Source organism: Vulcanimicrobium alpinum, assembly GCF_027923555.1.
In the GTDB taxonomy this organism is placed as follows: domain Bacteria; phylum Vulcanimicrobiota; class Vulcanimicrobiia; order Vulcanimicrobiales; family Vulcanimicrobiaceae; genus Vulcanimicrobium; species Vulcanimicrobium alpinum.
The window spans coordinates 680,124-697,483 of sequence record NZ_AP025523.1 but is presented as its reverse complement, the minus strand read 5'-3'; the positions used below and the strand labels follow the sequence as shown (position 1 = coordinate 697,483).

Annotated in this window: 15 protein-coding genes; 12 read left to right on the top strand and 3 right to left on the bottom strand. The window is 68.6% G+C overall.

What is annotated here, in order from left to right:
* The first annotated feature begins 3 nt into the window (after nucleotides 1-3).
* From treS to WPS_RS03450, 10 genes are all read left to right on the top strand, one after another.
* Entirely contained in the window at nucleotides 4-3,054 is a 3,051-nt protein-coding gene (gene treS, locus WPS_RS03495; protein ID WP_317996467.1) for a maltose alpha-D-glucosyltransferase, read from the top strand.
* Entirely contained in the window at nucleotides 3,051-4,859 is a 1,809-nt protein-coding gene (gene treZ / locus WPS_RS03490; protein WP_317996466.1) for a malto-oligosyltrehalose trehalohydrolase, read from the top strand. The genes treS and treZ overlap by 4 nt, the downstream gene beginning before the upstream one ends.
* Complete coding sequence (treY, locus tag WPS_RS03485; RefSeq protein WP_317996465.1) at nucleotides 4,856-7,636, top strand: malto-oligosyltrehalose synthase; 2,781 nt, start codon at nucleotides 4,856-4,858, stop codon at nucleotides 7,634-7,636. Before treZ ends, treY begins: the two co-directional genes overlap by 4 nt.
* Nucleotides 7,637-7,725: 89 nt before the next feature.
* Complete coding sequence (locus WPS_RS03480) at nucleotides 7,726-8,184, top strand: hypothetical protein (protein WP_317996464.1); 459 nt, start codon at nucleotides 7,726-7,728, stop codon at nucleotides 8,182-8,184.
* 5 nt (nucleotides 8,185-8,189) lie between these two features.
* On the top strand, nucleotides 8,190-8,564 hold the full coding sequence (locus tag WPS_RS03475; RefSeq protein WP_317996463.1) for a hypothetical protein: 375 nt from the start codon (nucleotides 8,190-8,192) through the stop codon (nucleotides 8,562-8,564).
* A 117-nt stretch (nucleotides 8,565-8,681) separates the two neighbouring features.
* Nucleotides 8,682-10,130, top strand: coding sequence for a dihydrolipoyl dehydrogenase (gene lpdA / locus WPS_RS03470; RefSeq protein ID WP_317996462.1), 1,449 nt, complete (start codon nucleotides 8,682-8,684; stop codon nucleotides 10,128-10,130).
* Between the two features lie 48 nt (nucleotides 10,131-10,178).
* A complete protein-coding gene (locus tag WPS_RS03465) occupies nucleotides 10,179-10,427 on the top strand; it encodes a hypothetical protein (protein WP_317996461.1) in 249 nt (82 codons plus the stop codon).
* 48 nt (nucleotides 10,428-10,475) lie between these two features.
* On the top strand, nucleotides 10,476-11,183 hold the full coding sequence (gene lipB / locus WPS_RS03460; RefSeq protein WP_317996460.1) for a lipoyl(octanoyl) transferase LipB: 708 nt from the start codon (nucleotides 10,476-10,478) through the stop codon (nucleotides 11,181-11,183).
* The gene (gene lipA, locus WPS_RS03455) at nucleotides 11,180-12,064 is read left to right on the top strand and encodes a lipoyl synthase (RefSeq protein WP_317996459.1); all 885 of its coding nucleotides are present in this window, start codon (nucleotides 11,180-11,182) and stop codon (nucleotides 12,062-12,064) included. The genes lipB and lipA overlap by 4 nt, the downstream gene beginning before the upstream one ends.
* Nucleotides 12,065-12,167: 103 nt before the next feature.
* Nucleotides 12,168-13,562, top strand: a complete 1,395-nt coding sequence (locus tag WPS_RS03450; protein ID WP_317997486.1) for an MFS transporter — start codon at nucleotides 12,168-12,170, stop codon at nucleotides 13,560-13,562.
* A gap of 7 nt (nucleotides 13,563-13,569) precedes the next feature.
* Here WPS_RS03450 and WPS_RS03445 read toward each other — a convergent pair whose 3' ends face one another.
* Nucleotides 13,570-14,283 (bottom strand): SDR family NAD(P)-dependent oxidoreductase, encoded by a 714-nt coding sequence (locus WPS_RS03445; RefSeq protein ID WP_317996458.1) that lies wholly within the window; start codon nucleotides 14,281-14,283, stop codon nucleotides 13,570-13,572.
* 21 nt (nucleotides 14,284-14,304) lie between these two features.
* Between WPS_RS03445 and WPS_RS03440 the strand changes: the two genes are divergently transcribed.
* On the top strand, nucleotides 14,305-14,700 hold the full coding sequence (locus WPS_RS03440) for a rhodanese-like domain-containing protein (RefSeq protein ID WP_317996457.1): 396 nt from the start codon (nucleotides 14,305-14,307) through the stop codon (nucleotides 14,698-14,700).
* 62 nt (nucleotides 14,701-14,762) lie between these two features.
* On the opposite strand, the gene WPS_RS03435 is transcribed toward WPS_RS03440, so the two are convergent.
* Complete coding sequence (locus WPS_RS03435; RefSeq protein ID WP_317996456.1) at nucleotides 14,763-15,251, bottom strand: DoxX family protein; 489 nt, start codon at nucleotides 15,249-15,251, stop codon at nucleotides 14,763-14,765.
* Nucleotides 15,252-15,350: 99 nt separating this feature from the next.
* Between WPS_RS03435 and WPS_RS03430 the strand changes: the two genes are divergently transcribed.
* Nucleotides 15,351-15,710 (top strand): winged helix-turn-helix transcriptional regulator, encoded by a 360-nt coding sequence (locus WPS_RS03430; protein ID WP_317996455.1) that lies wholly within the window; start codon nucleotides 15,351-15,353, stop codon nucleotides 15,708-15,710.
* A 363-nt stretch (nucleotides 15,711-16,073) separates the two neighbouring features.
* Here WPS_RS03430 and WPS_RS03425 read toward each other — a convergent pair whose 3' ends face one another.
* Nucleotides 16,074-17,351 carry a Glu/Leu/Phe/Val family dehydrogenase gene (locus tag WPS_RS03425; protein ID WP_317996454.1) on the bottom strand — a complete coding sequence of 426 codons (1,278 nt, stop codon included), beginning with the start codon at nucleotides 17,349-17,351 and terminating at the stop codon, nucleotides 16,074-16,076.
* Nucleotides 17,352-17,360: the final 9 nt, after the last annotated feature.

Genomic DNA, 17,360 nt, shown 5'->3' with positions numbered 1-17,360 from the left:
TCCATGCCTGGTGATCCCCAGTGGTATCGCGATGCGGTCGTCTATCAGACGCACGTCAAGGCGTTTCGTGATTCGAACGGCGACGGGATCGGTGACGTCAACGGGCTGACGTCGCGTCTCGACTATCTCGCCGAACTCGGCGTCACGGCGCTGTGGCTGCTGCCGTTCTTTCCCTCGCCCCTGCGCGACGACGGCTACGACATCGCCGACTACACCGGCGTCCATCCCGCGTACGGGACGCTCGAGGACGTCCACCGGCTCGTTGCGGAGGCGCACGACCGCGGAATCCGCGTGATTGCGGAACTCGTCGTCAACCACACCTCCGACGAGCACCCGTGGTTCCAGCGCGCGCGCCGCGCCGAGCGCGGTTCGCCCGAACGCGAGTGGTACGTGTGGTCGGACGACGATCGGAAGTATGCGGGGACACGGATCATCTTCACCGACACCGAGTGGTCGAACTGGTCGTGGGATCCGGTCGCCGGCCAGTACTATTGGCACCGCTTTTTTTCGCACCAGCCCGACCTGAACTTTCAGAATCCTGAGGTGATCGGCGCGATCACCGACGTGATGCGCTTCTGGTCGAAGGTCGGGATCGATGGCTTCCGACTCGACGCGGTTCCATATCTGTGCGAGCGCGAAGGCACCAACAACGAGAACCTGCCCGAGACGCACGGCGTCATCAAGATCCTGCGCGCGGTGCTGGAGAACGAGTTCCCCGACCGCATCTTCCTGGCCGAGGCGAATCAGTGGCCCGAAGACCTCTCGTCGTATTTCGGCGACGGCGACGAGTGCCACATGTGCTTTCACTTCCCGCTGATGCCGCGGCTGTTCATGGCCGTCGCCGACGAGGACCGCTACCCGATCCACGACATCCTGCGCCAGACGCCGCCGATCCCCGAAGGCTGTCAGTGGGCCGTGTTTCTGCGCAACCACGACGAATTGACGCTCGAGATGGTGAGCGATCGCGAACGCGAGCGGATGAACGCCGTCTACGCGATCGAGCCGAAGATGCGGATCAACGTCGGCATCCGCCGCCGCCTCGCACCGCTGCTGGAAAACGATCGCCGCCGCATCGAGCTGATGAACGGCCTGCTGATGTCGATGCCGGGGACGCCGGTGATCTACTACGGCGACGAGATCGGGATGGGCGACAACCTCTTCCTCAAAGATCGCGACGGCGTGCGCACGCCGATGCAGTGGTCGCCCGACCGCAACGGCGGCTTCTCCGACGCCGACCACATCCGGCTTTATGCGCCGGTCGTCACCGATCCGACCTACGGGTACGAAGCGGTGAACGTCGAGACGCAAGCGCGCACGCCGACCTCGCTGCTGAACTGGATGCGGCGCACGATCGCCGTCCGCAAAGCGTCGCGTGCGTTCGGGCGGGGAACGCTGACCCTGCTCTATCCGTCGAATCGCCGCGTCCTCGCGTACCTGCGCGAGTTCGACGGCGAGACGCTGCTCGTCGTTGCCAACCTCGCGCGCACCGCGCAGGCGGTGCAGCTCGATCTGAGCGCGTTCGCGGGGCGCACGCCGTTCGAAATGCTCGGCTCGACCGCGTTCCCGCCGATCGCGACCTCGCCGTACGCGGTGACGCTTGGGCCGTACGGATTCTTCTGGTTCGCGCTCGTCCGCGATCCCAGCGGTGCGGCGGCGCCGATTCGCTCGAGCGCGCTTCCGGAACTCCCCACCGTCGTCGTTCCGCGCGCCGGCCTCGCCTTCGACCGCTGGGCGCGCGCGGTGATCGACTCAGACATCGTCCCGCTCGCGCTCGGCGCCTCGGAACACGGGCACGTCCGCGACGCGTTCGTTGCCGCCGAGATCGATCCGGCGCTGGCGTTCGTCGTCGTCGGCGACGGGCTGCGGCGCATCTCGCTCCCGCTGCGCTTCGTCTGGGATGCGCCGGTGCGCGAGGATGCCGTCGCACGGGCGCGCAGCGGTCCGCGCGAAGGGTGGATCGTCGACGCCGGCGGCGACGCCTCGACCGCACCGCTCGTCGAGCGTGCGATGCGCGCGGGCGTCGTGCTGCGCGACGAGGGGCGGATGACGTTCGCGCTCGAGGGATCGCCGATGCCGGAGGCGTCGAGTTCGCAGCGGCTCGGCTCCGCTACCGGCGCGCGGCGCTGGGTGCTCGACGACGCGCGGCTCGTCACGCTGCACCGTCAGATGCCGCGCCTGCGCAACAGCGGCGTCGCGTTTCTGCGCCATCTGCACGAGCGCGGCTTCGCGCAGGCACCCGAACTGCTCGGAACCGCGACGTATGTCGACACCGACCGCGAGACGTGGGTCGTCGCGACCTCGCAGCGCTATGTCCCGCATCCCATCGACGCGGAGGGCTCGCTGCGCGATATCCTGCGCGCCGGCGCCGCCGACGAACGGCTGCTGCGCAGCGCGACGAACGTCGCCGATGCGCTGGCGGCCCTGCACCGCGCGCTCGCGACGCCGGGGAGCGATCCGACCTTCGGCACGCGTCCGATCGAGGACGCCGATCTCGCCGCATGGCGCGCCGCAGCCGGCGACGATCTGCAGGCGCTGGTCGCCGCCGGCGTCGAGGGCGTCGTCGCGGTGCGCGAGCGCGTCGCCGCGGCGCTCGCGAAGCTCCCGCCGCACGTCAACGCCGCGTCGGCGCGCGCGCACGGGCGGCTGACGCTGCATCGCGTCCTGCTCGTCGGGGGTGTGCCGGTCTTCGTCGGGTTCGGCGAGACGGTCGACGACCGCAGTTCGCCGCTGAAGGACGTGGCGTCGCTCGCGCGCTCGTTCGACGCGGTCGCGCGCGAGTCGATTCTCGCCAGCGCCCACGACCCCACCGCCGATCCGCTCGAGACGCGCGCGACGACGCGCTCGATCGTCGCGCGCGCGCTGGCGACGTTCTTCGAACGCTACGCGATCAGCGCGCGCGACCTGCCGACGCTGCCGCGCGATCCGGCCCAACGCGATGCGATGGTCGCGTTCTTCCGAGTGCAGTCGGCGCTGCGCGACGTGCGCGAGGCGCTGTCGCGGCGCCCTGCCGACCTTGCCCGCGCCGTCGACGCGCTCCAGGTCGAGTGTCCGTGACGTTCGCGCACGCGATGCCGTTCGGCGCCGAACTCCGCGGCGACGGCGTGCGCTTCTCCCTATGGGCGCCCTCGCGTTCCGAGGTCCGCGTCGACGTCGACGGAGCCGAGCACGCGCTCGACGCAGCCGGCGACGGCTGGTTTCGCGGCGACGTCCCGCACGCGCGCGCGCGATCCCGCTACCGGTTCGCGTTCGACGGCAGCGGTCTGCGCGTCCCCGACCCGGCGTCGCGGTTTCAACCCGACGGCGTGCACGGCGCGAGCCAAGTCGTCGATCCGCGCGCCTACCGCTGGCGGACCGAAGGCTGGTGCGGGCGTCCGTGGCACGAGAGCGTCGTCTACGAACTTCACGTCGGGACGTTCACGCCCGAAGGGACGTACCGCGGGGCGATCGCGCGGCTCGACGCGCTCGTCGACCTCGGCATCACCGCGATCGAACTGATGCCGCTCGCGCAGCCCGCCGGCGACCGCAACTGGGGCTACGACGGAACCTTGCTCTACGCACCGCAGCGCGCGTACGGAACCCCGCACGAGCTCAAGGAGCTGATCGACGCCGCGCACGAGCGCGGGCTCACCGTCCTCCTCGATGCGGTCTACAACCACTTCGGCCCCGAAGGCAACTACCTGCACGCGTATGCGGCGCCGTTCTTCACCGAGCGGCGCGGCACGCCGTGGGGCGCCGCGATCGATTTCGACGGCGCGCACGCGGCGACCGTGCGCGACTTCTTCGTCCAGAACGCGCTTTATTGGCTGCTGGAGTACCGCTTCGACGGGCTGCGGCTCGACGCGGTGCACGAGATCTTCAGCGAGGCGCAGCCGCACGTCCTCGACGAGATCGCGCTGCGCGTGCGCGCCGGCGTCGAACCGGACCGCATCGTCCATCTCGTGATCGAGAACGACGCCAACCGCGCCTCGCTGCTGGATCGTTACGACGCGCAGTGGAACGACGACGCCCACCACGCCCTGCACGTGCTGGTCACCGGCGAGCGTGACGGCTACTATCGCGACTACGCGGACGCGCCGGCACGGCACCTGGCGCGCGCACTCGACGAAGGATTCGCCTATCAGGGCGAACCGTCGCCGCACCGCGGCGGCGCGCCGCGCGGCGAGCCGAGCGCGCACCGCAGCGCGAGCGCGTTCGTCGACTTCCTGCAGAATCACGATCAGGTGGGAAACCGCGCGCTCGGCGAACGGATCTCCGCGATCGCGACCTTCGACGCCGTCGCAGCGGCCGCGTCGATCGTGCTGCTCGCCCCCGCCGTCCCGCTGCTCTTCATGGGCGAGGAATGGGCGGCGTCGACGCCGTTCTGCTTCTTCACCGACTTCGGGCCGGAGCTCGGCGCGGCGGTGACCGAAGGCAGGCGGCGCGAATTCGCGGCGTGGCCGTCGTTCGCCGACCCGGCGTCCCTCACGCGGATCCCCGATCCGCAGGACCCGCAGACGATGCGCGGCTCCGTACTCCGCTGGGACGAACGCACGCAGGCGCCGCACGCGGCGATGCTCGCACACTATCGTGCGCTGCTGGACGTTCGCCGGCGGCTGATCGCGCCGCACCTGCGTTCCGGTGCGTACGGCGACGGCAGCGCGGTCTTTGGGCGCGCGCTGCGCGTGCGCTGGCGGTTCGGCGACGGCGCGCGGATCACGCTGCTCGCGAACCTGAGCGATACGGCGGCGACGATTCCCGCCGGCGCGGAGGGCACGATGCTCTCGTCGCTTGCCGAGATCGAAGCCGGCGATGCCGCGTCGCACCTCGGCCCGTGGGCCGTCGGCTGGTATCTCAGCGGCTCCGGCGTCGCGGTCTCGTGATCCCGCGCGCGACGTACCGGCTGCAGTTTCACGCCGGCTTCCGCTTCACCGACGCGATCACGCTGATCCCGTATCTCCGGAGCCTCGGGATCTCCCACGTCTACGCGTCGCCGTATCTGCGCGCGCGCGCCGGCTCGCCGCACGGGTACGACATCGTCGACCACAACGCGCTCAATCCCGAGATCGGCACGAGCGAAGAGTACGATGCGTTCGTCTCCGCGCTGCGCGCGAACGGGATGGGTCACGTGCTCGACTTCGTCCCCAACCACATGGGCGTCGGCGGCTGCGACAACGCGTGGTGGCTCGACGTGCTCACGTGGGGCCGCGATTCGCACTACGCCGACTACTTCGACATCGACTGGGAGCCGCTGCGGGCGCAGCTGCGCGGGAAGCTGCTGCTGCCGTTTCTCGGTCGCCAGTACGGCGAAGTGCTCGATGCGGGCGAGCTGCGCTGGGAGTACGGCGACGGCGGCTTCCGCCTGCGCTACTACGAGCATTGCTTTCCGCTCACGCCGCCGTCTTACGCGGCCGTCCTGGAGGGCGCCGAGCCGGCGTCGCTGGCATCGTTCGCGCCGCTCTTCGCCGCGCTCGCCGGGATGATCGACCGCATCGAACGCCGCGACGCCGCATCCTCACTGCGGCGGCTGGTCGATGAAACCGAACGCGACAACGCGTGGGCGCTCGCCGCGCGGCTCGACGCCGAACGCGCGAGCCCCGAGGGGAAAGCACTGATCGAACGCGTCGTCGACGCCCAGCACTGGCGGCCGACGTCGTGGAAGGTCGCGGCGGAAGAGATCAACTACCGCCGTTTCTTCGACATCAACGGCCTCGGCGCACTCCGCATGGAGCACGCCGCGACGTTCGCGGACGCCCACGCGCTCGCGTTTTCGCTGATCGAACGCGGTGCGGTCGACGGCTTGCGGCTCGACCACGTCGACGGCCTCTACGATCCGCTGGGCTACTGCGATCTGCTGCGCTCGCGTGCGGAGCTGCTCGGTGAGCCGCTGTACCTCGTCGTCGAGAAGATTCTGGCCGGACACGAAGATTTGCGCGAACGCTGGAATGTCGACGGCACGACGGGTTACGAATTCATGAACGCGGTCACGGGGATCGCGATCGATCCGCGCGCCGAGCGCGCGTTCGACCGCACCTACCGGACGTTCACCGGTGATGCCGCGCGCTTCGCCGACGTCGCCTACACAGCGAAGCGGTTCGTTCTGATCACCGCGCTCGCGGCCGAGCGCAACGTGCTGGCGCTGCGCCTCGACCGTATCGCGCAGCGCGATCCTCACACGCGCGACTTCACGCTGCTCGCGCTCACACGGGCGCTCGTCAACACGATCGCGGCCTTCCCGGTCTACCGCACGTACGTCCGAGGCGAAGCGATCAACGACGAAGACCGCCACGACATCGAGTGGGCGATCGCACGCGCCCGCAGTTGGGACATCACGAGCGAAGGATCGGTCTACGCTTTTCTGCGGCGCGTCCTGCTCACCGAGACGGACGACGAGCAGGTGCGCGAGAGCTATGTCGACTTCGCGATGCACTTCCAGCAGCTCACCTCTCCGGTCGCCGCAAAGGGCGTCGAGGACACCGCGTTCTATCGCTCGATCCGTCTGGTCGCGCTCAACGAGGTCGGCGGCGATCCGGCGCGCTTCGGCCTCGCGGTGAGCGAGTTTCACCGGCAGAACGCGCAGCGCGCCGCGCATCGGCCGCACGCGATGATCGCCACCGCGACGCACGACGCGAAGCGCGGCGAAGACGTGCGCGCGCGGCTCGCCGTGCTTTCGGAGATTCCCGACGGCTGGAGCCGCGCGATCGCGCGCTGGGCGCGGCTCAACGGGCGCCACAAGACGACGGTGCGCGGCGAACGCGCGCCCTCGTCGCTCGCCGAGTACCTGTTCTATCAGACGCTGATCGGCGCGTGGCCCGCTGAGCTCCTCGACGCGCCGCTCGATCCGCCGGCCTTCGCGGCGTACGCGGACCGCATCAGCGACTACGTGCTCAAAGCCGGGCGCGAGGCGAAGCTGCGCACGAGTTGGACGAACCCCGACGGCGAGTACGAAGCCGCGCTCGAGCGCTTCGTGCGGCGCGCCATGGATCCGGCGGCGGCACCGGTTTTTCTCGCCGCAGCGCAGGCGTTCGCGCGCGAGATCGCGGCCGGAGGCTTCTCCAACACGCTCGCGCAGACGGTCCTGCACGCGACCGCGCCGGGCGTCCCCGACACGTATCAGGGCGCCGAGCTCTGGGACCTCAGCCTGGTCGATCCCGACAACCGCCGGCCCGTCGACTTCGCGCGGCGCGACGCGGCGCTGCGCGCGATCGACGACGCGCTCGCCGCCGGGACGGAGCGCGCGGCGATCGTCCGCGACCTGCTGGCGCGCGCCGGCGACGGGACGTTCAAGCTCTACGTTCTGGCGACGCTCCTGCGCCACCGCGCCGCCGCCGGCTGGCCCGCAGCGTCATACGAACCGCTGGAGACGACGGGACCGCTCGCCGGTCACCTCGTGGCGTACCGCCGCGGGCGCGCGATCGTCGCGGTGACCCGGCTGCCGCGAACCGTCGCCGCCGCCGGTCTGCCGGTCGGCGAACTCTGGAACGATACCGCCGTCCGCCTGCCCGCGGACGGCGCGCCCGCCTATCGCGATGTGCTCACCGGCCTGCACCTCCACCCTGTCGAGCGGGACGGTGCCCGCGAGCTGCCGGCTGCTTCCTTATTCTCGTTGCTCCCGGTCAGCGTCGTCGAACCAGCCGAGTGTGCGCTCGAGCGGACGTGATCAGGAACCCGTGCGTCGAAGCCAGACGTTGGGTAACTACCGAAACAAGGAGTGCACTCATTTTCATGATTGACCGACGACTCGCTAGCTTGACCCTCGCCGCCTCGCTTGCGGCGACCGCGATCCCGAGCGCGCCGGCCCTCGCCGATGGTGCGGCCAGCACGCGCAACATCATCATCGGCGGCGCGGCTGCCGCGCTGCTGATCATCAACCACAACCGCAAAGTTCACCAGAAGTACGCCGAGTACGACTACCGTCAGGCGCAGACGCAGGCGGAAGCGAACAACGCCGAGGCGGCCTACGAATCGGAACGTTCGGCCTACAATCATCAGGTCGCGATCAACGCCTCGTACAAGCACGAAGTCGCGATCCAGCACCAGGAAGTGCTGCGCCTGCGCCATCAGCTCGCGATGAGCGAACGCCGCACGCAGCACACGGCCTCGACCGGCAGCACCGCATCTGGCCCGTTGGTCGCGTCGGCACGCCTCTCGCGTCCCGCCGACGGCACGAAGGTCGCCACCACCACGTACGGGTGGGGCCGACTCTAACCGCGATGCGAAAAGTGCTTCTCCCCGCCGCGGCGCTGATCGCGCTCGCGGCGGGCGGATGCGCGTCGCCCTCCGCAACCAGCCCGCAGACGCTGGCCGACGAAACGACGCGCGCCGTCTACGACGTCGATATGGAGCGCGCGACAGCGCACATGGACGATGCGCTCAAGGCGGAAGTCACCCGCGCCTCGATCGGTCAGATCTCCGATCAGATGCACGCGCTGGGCGGCTATCAGGGGCTCAAGCCCTCCTCGTCCGATCCCGACAAGGGACGCTACGACTACGAAGCGGCGTTCGAAAAGGGTACGGCGGTCGTCCACATCCGGATCGATCCCAACCAGAAGCTCGGCGCCTACAAGATCGACGTTCCGCGCGGCTGAGCGCGCCGGGGACGGGAACCATCGCGCGCGAAGCGCCGAACGAAACATATTCCGTTCGGCGCGGGTCGTGTTCGATGGTCCCAGCCCGCGCTTGCCTCGAGGAGAAACGTCCAGGTCATGGCTCCCTTTAACGTCGACGCCCTCGTCATCGGCGCCGGTCCCGGCGGATATCACGCTGCGATCCGGCTCGGCCAGCTCGGCAAGAAGGTCGTCTGTTTCGACCGCGACGAGGTCGGCGGCGTCTGCCTGAACTGGGGCTGCATTCCCACCAAGGCACTGCTGCACGTCGGCGAGATCTCGCGTCAGATCGAGCACGCCGGCCAGCTCGGTCTGAAAGTTCCCAAGGCCGAAGTCGACCGTGAGGGCGTGGCCGCGTTCGCCGACAAGGTCGTAAAAGCGAACGTCGGCGGCGTCAACCAGTTGTTCAAGGCGAACAACGTCGAGTTCGCCTACGGCGACGCATCGTTCACCTCGAAGAACACCGTTTCGCTGAAGAAAAAAGACGGCTCGACCGACGAGTACACGGCACCGGCGATCGTGATCGCGACCGGTTCCGCACCGATCAACGTCGGGGCGTGGCCGCACGACGGCGACGTCATCATCAACTCCGACGAGGCCGTGCGCATCAAGCGCATCCCGCAGACGATGCTCATCGTCGGCGGCGGCGTGATCGGACTCGAGTTCGCGACGGTCTACACCCGCATGGGCGCGAAGGTACTCGTCGTCGAGGCGATGCCGCAACTGCTCACCGGGACCGACCTCGAGATCAGCAAGACGCTCGGCCGGATCCTCAAAAAACAGGGCGTCGAGATCATGCTCAGCACGAAGGTCGAGACGATCGAGAAGAGCGGGCCGCAGCGCGCGAAGGTGACGATCAGCGGCGAGGGGACGAACAACAAACCCGAGACGCGCGAGTTCGATCAAGTGCTCGTCGCGGTCGGCCGCAAGCCGGTGACCGACACGCTCAACCTCGCGGCCGCTGGCCTCGCGACCAACGACAAAGGGTTCCTCGACGTCGACGCGCAGCGCCGGACCAAGGTCGAGGGGATCTACGCGATCGGCGACGTCACCGGCGCGCCGATGCTCGCGCACAAGGCGATGAAAGAAGGCGTCGTCGCTGCCGAAGTGATCGCCGGCGACAAGGCGAGCGCGTTCGACCCGGTCGCGATTCCGAACTGCGTCTACACCGATCCCGAGGTCGCGACGATCGGCCTCTCCGAGGAAGAGGCGAAGGCAGCCGGCTACGACGTGCGGGTCGGAAAGATGAATTTGATCGCGTCGGGCCGCGCGCGCACGATGAACGAGACGGACGGCCTCATCAAGCTGATCGGCGACGCGAAGACGGACCTGTTGCTGGGAATGCACATCGTCGCGCCGCAAGCGGAGTCGCTGATCGGCGAAGGCGTCATCGCTCTCGAGATGGGCGCGACGGTCGAAGACATCGGACTCTCGATCCACCCCCACCCGACGCTCACCGAATCGATCATGGACACCGCGGAGTTCATGCACGGAAAAGCGATCCACATCGTCAACGCCAAGCCCGCCAAACAGCCCGCCGCCGTCTGATCGTACGGCGGCAACGTCGCGGCAATGGAGCGCGGCCATGATGGACCGGTGACCGATCAGGAAATTCTCGACGGTTTCCGGTCCTTGCACGAAGCGATCGCCTCGACGGTCGAGATGATCGTGCGCCGCTTCGACGCGCTCGAGCGCCGCTTCGACGCGCTCGAACGGCGGGTCGATCGCCTCGAAGACCGCGTCGCGCGCCTCGAGATTCGCATGCTGGAAAAGTTCGATGCGATCGACGTTCGCTTCGATGCGATCGACGCGCGTCTGATCGCGCTCGAGGCGGGACGCCGCTGACACCGGTCCGGGGAACCATCGCGACCCTTGCCGGGTCGTGATCCGGGTATGGCGGACCCGGCTCGCGTGCTCGATCTGGGGCGCCGGCGGTACGCGCCGGTCCTAGCGCTGCAGCGTGCCCTCCACGCCGCAGTCGCCGAGGGACGCGCCCCGGAGACGTGGCTCGTCGTCGAACACGAGCCGGTCATCACCCTCGGGCGCAACGCGAAGACGTCCAACCTGCTCGTCTCGAGCGGCCTGCTCGCCGCGCGCGGCGTCGACGTGGTCGAGGTCGAGCGGGGCGGCGACGTCACGTATCACGGCCCGGGGCAGATCGTGGTGTACCCGATCCGCAAGCTACCGCGCTTTCGCGAGATCGTCCCTCTCGTCGGCGCAATCGAGAACGCGGTGATCGACACCCTGCGGCAATTCGGCATCGAGGCGCAACGGCGCGCCGAACATCGCGGCGTCTACGTCGGCGGCGACGCGATCTGCGCCGTCGGACTGGCGGTGCGGCGGATGACGTCGATGCACGGTCTCGCGCTCAACGTGACGACCGCGCTCGACTACGACCGGCTGATCACGCCGTGCGGGACGCCGGAGTTCGGGATCACGTCGATCGCCGCCCAGACCTGCCGTGACGTCGCGCGCGACGACGTGCGGGACGCGCTGCTCGAGTCGCTCGCCGGCGGCTTCGGCGTCACCTACGCGTGCGACGTGCTCGCGCCGGGGGCACCGCTTCCCTTTCCGGCGAACACCAGCCTGGAACTCGCATGACGACTATCGATCTCATCTCGCCCGAACCGCCCAAGCGCAAGCCCGAATGGCTCAAAGTCCGCCTTCCGTCGGGCGAGTCGTACGAGCACGTGCTCGGCGAAGTCCGCCGCCTGCAGTTGCACACCGTCTGCCAGGAAGCGATGTGCCCGAACATCGGCGAGTGCTGGGGCGCCGGGACGGCGACCATCATGATCCTCGGCGACACGTGCACGCGCGGCTGTCATTTCTGCAACGTGAAGACCGGCTCGCCGAAGGGTGAAGTCGACTGGCTCGAACCCAAGCGCGTCGCCGAAGCGGTCGCCGAGTTGGGCTGGAAGTACCTCGTCCTCACCGCAGTCGATCGCGACGACCTCGCCGACGGCGGCGCGGCGATCTTCGCCGGCACCGTGCGCATGATCCGCAAGAAGGTCGCCGACGCGAAGGTCGAGTGCCTCACCGGCGATTTCGCCGGCGATCTCGCTGCGCTCGACATCGTCCTCGACGCGCAGCCCGAAGTGCTGGCGCACAATCTCGAAACCGTCGAACGCCTGCAATCGAGCGTGCGCGACCGGCGTGCCAACTACCGGCAGTCGCTCGCGGTGCTGGAGCATGCGAAGCGCTCGGGCAAGGTGACGTACACGAAAACCTCGCTGATGCTCGGCCTCGGTGAAACCGAGGACGAAATCGCGCAGGCGATGGACGATGCGCGCGCGATCGGCGTCGACATCTTCACGATGGGGCAGTACCTGCAGCCCACCAAGCGTCATCTCAAGGTGCAGGAGTTCGTCACGCCCGAGAAGTTCGCGCGGCTGAAAGCTGTCGGCGATGCGAAGAGGTTCGTGCAGGTCGTCGCCGGACCGCTCTCGCGCAGTTCGTACCACGCGGAACAAGCGTTCGTCTGACGGACACAACGGGGTAACAGCGTCGGTGCCCTATCACGATCGCGAGCGGCGCGTCACCGCGCTCGAAGCGAAGGGTTAGTCGGACACGGAACAGCACGACGGTCTGCCGCTCGCGCAGCGGCGGACGGCGTATCTCGGGCTGGCGATCGCGACCGCGATGTCGGTACTGGACGGATCGATCGCGAACACGGCGCTGCCGACGATCGCGCGCGATCTCGGCGCATCGCCGGTCGAGGCGATCTGGGTCGTCAACGGATTTCAGCTCGCCGTGACCGCGTCGCTCTTCGCCTTCGCGGCGCTCGGTCAGACGCGCGGCGCAGCGCGTGTCTACCGGTACGGCGTCGTCGCCTTCATCGCCGGGTCGCTCGCGTGCGCGCTCGCGCGTTCGATGCCGGTGCTGATCGCGGCGCGCGCGGCGCAGGGCGTCGGCGCCTCCGCGATCATGGCCGTCGCACCGGCGATTCTGCGCGAGGTGTTTCCGCGCGCGCAGCTCGGTCGCGCGCTCGGGATCAACGCGGTCGTCATCGCGACCAGCGCTGCCGCGGGACCGACGATCGGCGGACTCTTCCTCGCGATCGCGCCGTGGCCGTGGATCTTCGCGATCAACGTGCCGCTCGGGTTCGCCTCGATCGCGTTGAGCCGCTCGCTTCCGCGCGACATCCGCGGCGAAGGCCGGTTCGACGTCGCAAGCGTCGTCGCCAGCGCGCTCGGGTTCTCGCTGCTCATCTGGGGGATCGACGGTTTCGCGCGCGGCGACGCCGCGGCGACGATCGCTGCGCGCCTCGTCGCCGGTGCGGCGGCGGCATGGTTCTTCATCCGCCGGCAGTTCGCGCTCCCGGAACCGATGATAGCGCTCGAGCTCTTCCGCATTCGCGTCTTCGCGGCTGCGTCGTGGACGTCGATCGCGTCGTTCGTCGCGCAGGGACTCGCCTACGTCGGCCTCCCCTTCTACTTTCAAACGGTCCTCGGAAAAACGCCGCTCGAATCCGGGCTGCTGCTCACCTCGTGGCCGGTCGCCGTCGCGCTGATCGCGCCGACCTCCGGCCGTCTCTCCGACCGGATTCCCGCCGGCGTGCTCTCGACGATCGGACTGGCGATCTTCACGACGGGGCTCGCGCTCTACGCCCTGATGCCGCCGGACGCGTCGACGCTCTCGTTCGTCGCGCACGGCGCGATCTGCGGGTTCGGCTACGGCTTCTTCCAGTCGCCGAACAACCGCGAACTGATCTCGAGCGCACCACGGGCGAAGAGCGCCAGTGCCGCGGCGATACTCGCGGCCGCGAGGCTCTCGGGACAGACGCTGGGCGCGGCGCTCGTCGCGATGGTCTTCGCCGCCTTCGGGGCGAAGCCCGTCGGCGCGACCGGCGTGGCGCACGACATCGTGGCGCGGGCGACGCCCGCGGCGCTGTGGATCGCGTGCGGGTGCGCCGGCTTCGCGATGCTGGCTAGCGCGACGCGCCTCATCGGATCGCGCAGCGCGCTCGAAGAATCAGCCTAGCGCGCGTTCACCACGGCGCAACGCGGCCGTCAATCCAGAAACGTCCGGTCGGGCCGGGTTCGCGGCTGGCGAGGGCGTAGACTGCTTCGGCACCGTCGTCTACGGAGAGCGGCGCGTGCGGTCCCCCCATCGCGGTGCGGATCCAGCCCGGATGCAGGCTGTCGACCGCGATTCCACGGTCGTGCAGCGCGTTCGCGAGCGCGGAGGTGTAGGCGTTGACGGCGGCTTTGCTCAGCGAATACGCGACCATCGTCGCGGTCATGCCGCCGTCTTTTCCCAACTGTCCGAGGTCGCTCGAGAGGTTGACGATGCGCGAACCGCACGGCAGGAGCGGCACGAACGCAACGCAGACCCCGATCGTCCCGAGCACGTTCGTCTCCAGGGTCCTGCGCACGACGTCGAGATCGAGTTCGTCCGCGCGCGTCGCGTAGTCGACGCATTCGAAGATCGCCGCGTTGTTCACCAGGACGTCGACGCGGCCGAAGCGCGCACGCACGCGCGCGGCAAGCGCGTCGACCTGCGCCCGATCGCGCACGTCGCATCGCTCGACGACGGCCTGCGGTTCACCGGCGAGTTCGGCCTCGAGTTCCCGGCGCACTGCGTCGCTGCGAACGGCGAGAACGCACCGGTCGCCCGAAGCGAGGAAGCGCGCCGCGATCGCGCGACCGATCCCGCGCCCGGCGCCGGTGACGAGCACGATGCGTTCGTTCGAACCGGTCATGCGCCGGGTAGGATATCACACATGCAGATCACGGTCGACGAAGTGCGCGCGCTCGGCGAAGGCGGCGCGACGATCATCAACGTGGGCGCGCACGCGGGTGCCGAAGAGATCCGCGGGGCGATCCGGTATCGTCCGCACGACCTGCTCACCCCGGAGCACCTCGCGCTGCCGATCGCGGCGGAGCGCCCGGTGGTCCTCTATGACGAAGACGGTCGCGGCGGCAACACGGCGGAGATCGCTGACCGGTTCGCCGCCCAGGGCTACAACGCGCGCATCCTCGAGGGCGGCTTCCGCGCCTGGAAACAGCACGACGGCCCCACCCAGGAGCCGTCGCTCGAACAAGTCGTCCCGCCGATCCGTCCGTCAGAAGTCCAAGAACTGGACCCGCCGCCTCTAGCGCACGCTCGGTCACGCTGAGCTCGTCGCGTTGTCACGCAGAGCTCGTCGAAGCGCGGCCGCTTTCATACATGCAGGCGGCGTTACGCCGCCGGCTTGCGCCGGATCGCGAGGTTCGCAAGCCCGCCGAGCACGCCGAGCCCAACCGCAGCCCACTCCACCGTCGGCGTGTACAACCCGGTCAGTCCGAGCGCAGCGTCGAGGCTGTACGCCCCGAAGCCGGTGAACGCCAGCCCGAACGCGATGACGACGTACAGCAACGCCGTCTCGTAGCCCCCCTTCTGCGCGAAGAACCCGCCCTGCGCATGGTAGCCGATCGCGACAACCATCGCCGCGATGATCAGCAGCGCCCCTAGCGGCCCGCCGAGCCCGAGCGCGAGCAGCAGCCCCCCTGCAAACTCGCTGGCCCCGGCGGCGACGGCAAAGGCCTTGCCCGGCCGGAACCCGATCGATTCCAGCCAGCCGCCGGTCCCGGCGATGCCGTAGCCGCCGAACCAGCCGAAGAGTTTCTGCGCCCCATGGGCGGCCATGCCGAGCCCGATCAGGCGAACGAGGAGAAGTGCGATATCCATGACGTTAGCTTATCTTTCGTATTCGACTTACTATTAGTAGGTTCAACAAGAGAATACCACCGTGCTACACTTACGTCAAGTAGCCTACAGAAGAACGATATGCACCTGAGAACCTGCCCCGCCAACCCCCCCAAACACGCAATCGGCGACACCGTCAGCGCCTTCTGCCCCCGCTTCCAATACGCGATTGAGCTCCTCGGCCGCCGTTGGGTCGGCGCGGTCCTCCGCGTCCTCATCGCCGGCCCCGCGCGCTTCAACGAGATCCTTACCGCGATCCCCGGCCTCTCCGACCGCCTCCTCACCGAACGCCTCCGCGAACTCGAAACCGAAGGCCTCATCACGCGCACCGTCTCGAACGACCGCCCCGTCCGCGTCACCTACACCCTCACCACCTCCGGCAGCAGCCTCACCACCATCGTCAACGAAATCAGCACCTGGGCCGAACGCTGGGTCATCTAAACCAGCAAGCGTCACGCTGACCCCGACGAACCGCCGGTTCGCGTCCCACGCACGCGTCCAGGCACGCCGGCACGATCCCGCGACGCTTCGACCAGCTCAGCGTGACAACGCGCGCCACCGCGATGCGAGCGAAGCAATGCATCGCATGCAACGAACGTCGCGAAGCGACGAACCTCTCCCGTCGCGCGTGCCACGCGCGCGGCAACTCCACGATCCCCAACTCTCACGCAAACGGCCCGACCATGTCGCGCGGGGCGGTCCATCATCGGAGCGGGAAAACGGAGCGGCCCTCGCGCACGATGCGCGAGGGCCGCGTCCCCGCTCCGGTGATGGAGCGCTCCGCGCGACTACGCGAGCAGAGCCCTACGCATACACTCCACGAGCCTTCAACGACCGCACCACCCGATCAATCGCCACCATATACGCCGCCGTCCGATACGTCGTCCCCCGAGCCCGCGCCAAATCCCGCACCACCCCGAAGTTATCGATCAAATTCTCACGCAGCCGCTCGTTGACCTCAGCTTCTTTCCAAAAATACCCCTGCCGGTCCTGAACCCACTCGAAATACGACACCGTCACCCCGCCCGCGTTCGCAACGATATCCGGAATCACCGCAATCCCGTTGCGCGCAAACAGATGATCCGCTTCCGGCGTCGTCGGCCCGTTCGCACCCTCGACGATCAGCTTCGTCTTCACCCGCGCCGCGTTCTCGACGGTCAGCACTTTTTCGAGCGCCGCCGGCACCAGCACGTCGCACGGAACCTCGAGCATCGCCTGGTTCGACATCTTGTCGCCGCCGCGATACCCATCGAGCGAGTGATGCTCCTGCGCGTAGGCGATCGCGCCGTTGACGTCGATCCCGTTCGTGTTGACGTACGCGCCGGTGACGTCGGAGATCCCGATCACCTTGCAGCCCGCATCGACGAACATCTTCGCCGCGATGCTGCCGACGTTGCCGAAGCCTTGCACGACGATCGTCGCGCCTTTCGGATCGATGCCCAAGCGCGCCATCTCGTCGAGCGCGACGATCGAGACGCCGCGTCCGGTCGCCTCGACGCGCCCGCGCGAGCCGCCGATCTCCAGCGGCTTTCCCGTCACGACGCCCGGCACGTTCATGCGATGGTGCATCGAGTAGGTGTCCATGATCCACGCCATGTGCTGCGGCGTCGTGTTGACGTCGGGCGCGGGGACGTCTTTATCGGGGCCGATCACCTCGACGAGCTCGGCCGCATAGCGCCGGGTGATCCGCTCGATCTCGGAGATCGAGAGCGTGCGCGGGTCGCAGGTGACGCCGCCCTTGCCGCCGCCGAACGGCAGATCGACGACGGCGCATTTCCACGTCATCCAGAAGGCCAGCGCCGTCACTTCGTCCAGCGTCACGCCGGGGTGGAACCGGATCCCGCCCTTGGCCGGGCCGCGCGCGAAATTGTACTGGACGCGGTAGCCGGTGTAGACCTCGATCGAACCGTTGTCGCGCTGGAACGGGATCGAGAAGATGATCTGCCGGGAAGGGTGGGTGAGGATCGCTTTGATCCCGGGGTCGAGGTTGAGCAGGGCCGCGGCTTCGTTGAAATACGCGATGGCGTCGCCGAAGACGCTGACCTCGCGAACCCCGGTCGTGCCCGGTACGGCGGTGGACATTGACTGCAA

Bases quoted from the DNA above. Each gene is read 5' to 3' on its own strand.
- lipB (WP_317996460.1), top strand. From the start codon at position 10,476: ATGGCGGACCCGGCTCGCGTGCTCGATCTGGGGCGCCGGCGGTACGCG.
- lpdA (WP_317996462.1), top strand. From the start codon at position 8,682: ATGGCTCCCTTTAACGTCGACGCCCTCGTCATCGGCGCCGGTCCCGGC.
- treS (WP_317996467.1), top strand. From the start codon at position 4: ATGCCTGGTGATCCCCAGTGGTATCGCGATGCGGTCGTCTATCAGACG.
- WPS_RS03430 (WP_317996455.1), top strand. From the start codon at position 15,351: ATGCACCTGAGAACCTGCCCCGCCAACCCCCCCAAACACGCAATCGGC.
- WPS_RS03425 (WP_317996454.1), bottom strand. From the start codon at position 17,351: ATGTCCACCGCCGTACCGGGCACGACCGGGGTTCGCGAGGTCAGCGTC.
- WPS_RS03440 (WP_317996457.1), top strand. From the start codon at position 14,305: ATGCAGATCACGGTCGACGAAGTGCGCGCGCTCGGCGAAGGCGGCGCG.
- WPS_RS03475 (WP_317996463.1), top strand. From the start codon at position 8,190: ATGCGAAAAGTGCTTCTCCCCGCCGCGGCGCTGATCGCGCTCGCGGCG.
- lipA (WP_317996459.1), top strand. From the start codon at position 11,180: ATGACGACTATCGATCTCATCTCGCCCGAACCGCCCAAGCGCAAGCCC.
- WPS_RS03445 (WP_317996458.1), bottom strand. From the start codon at position 14,283: ATGACCGGTTCGAACGAACGCATCGTGCTCGTCACCGGCGCCGGGCGC.
- WPS_RS03435 (WP_317996456.1), bottom strand. From the start codon at position 15,251: ATGGATATCGCACTTCTCCTCGTTCGCCTGATCGGGCTCGGCATGGCC.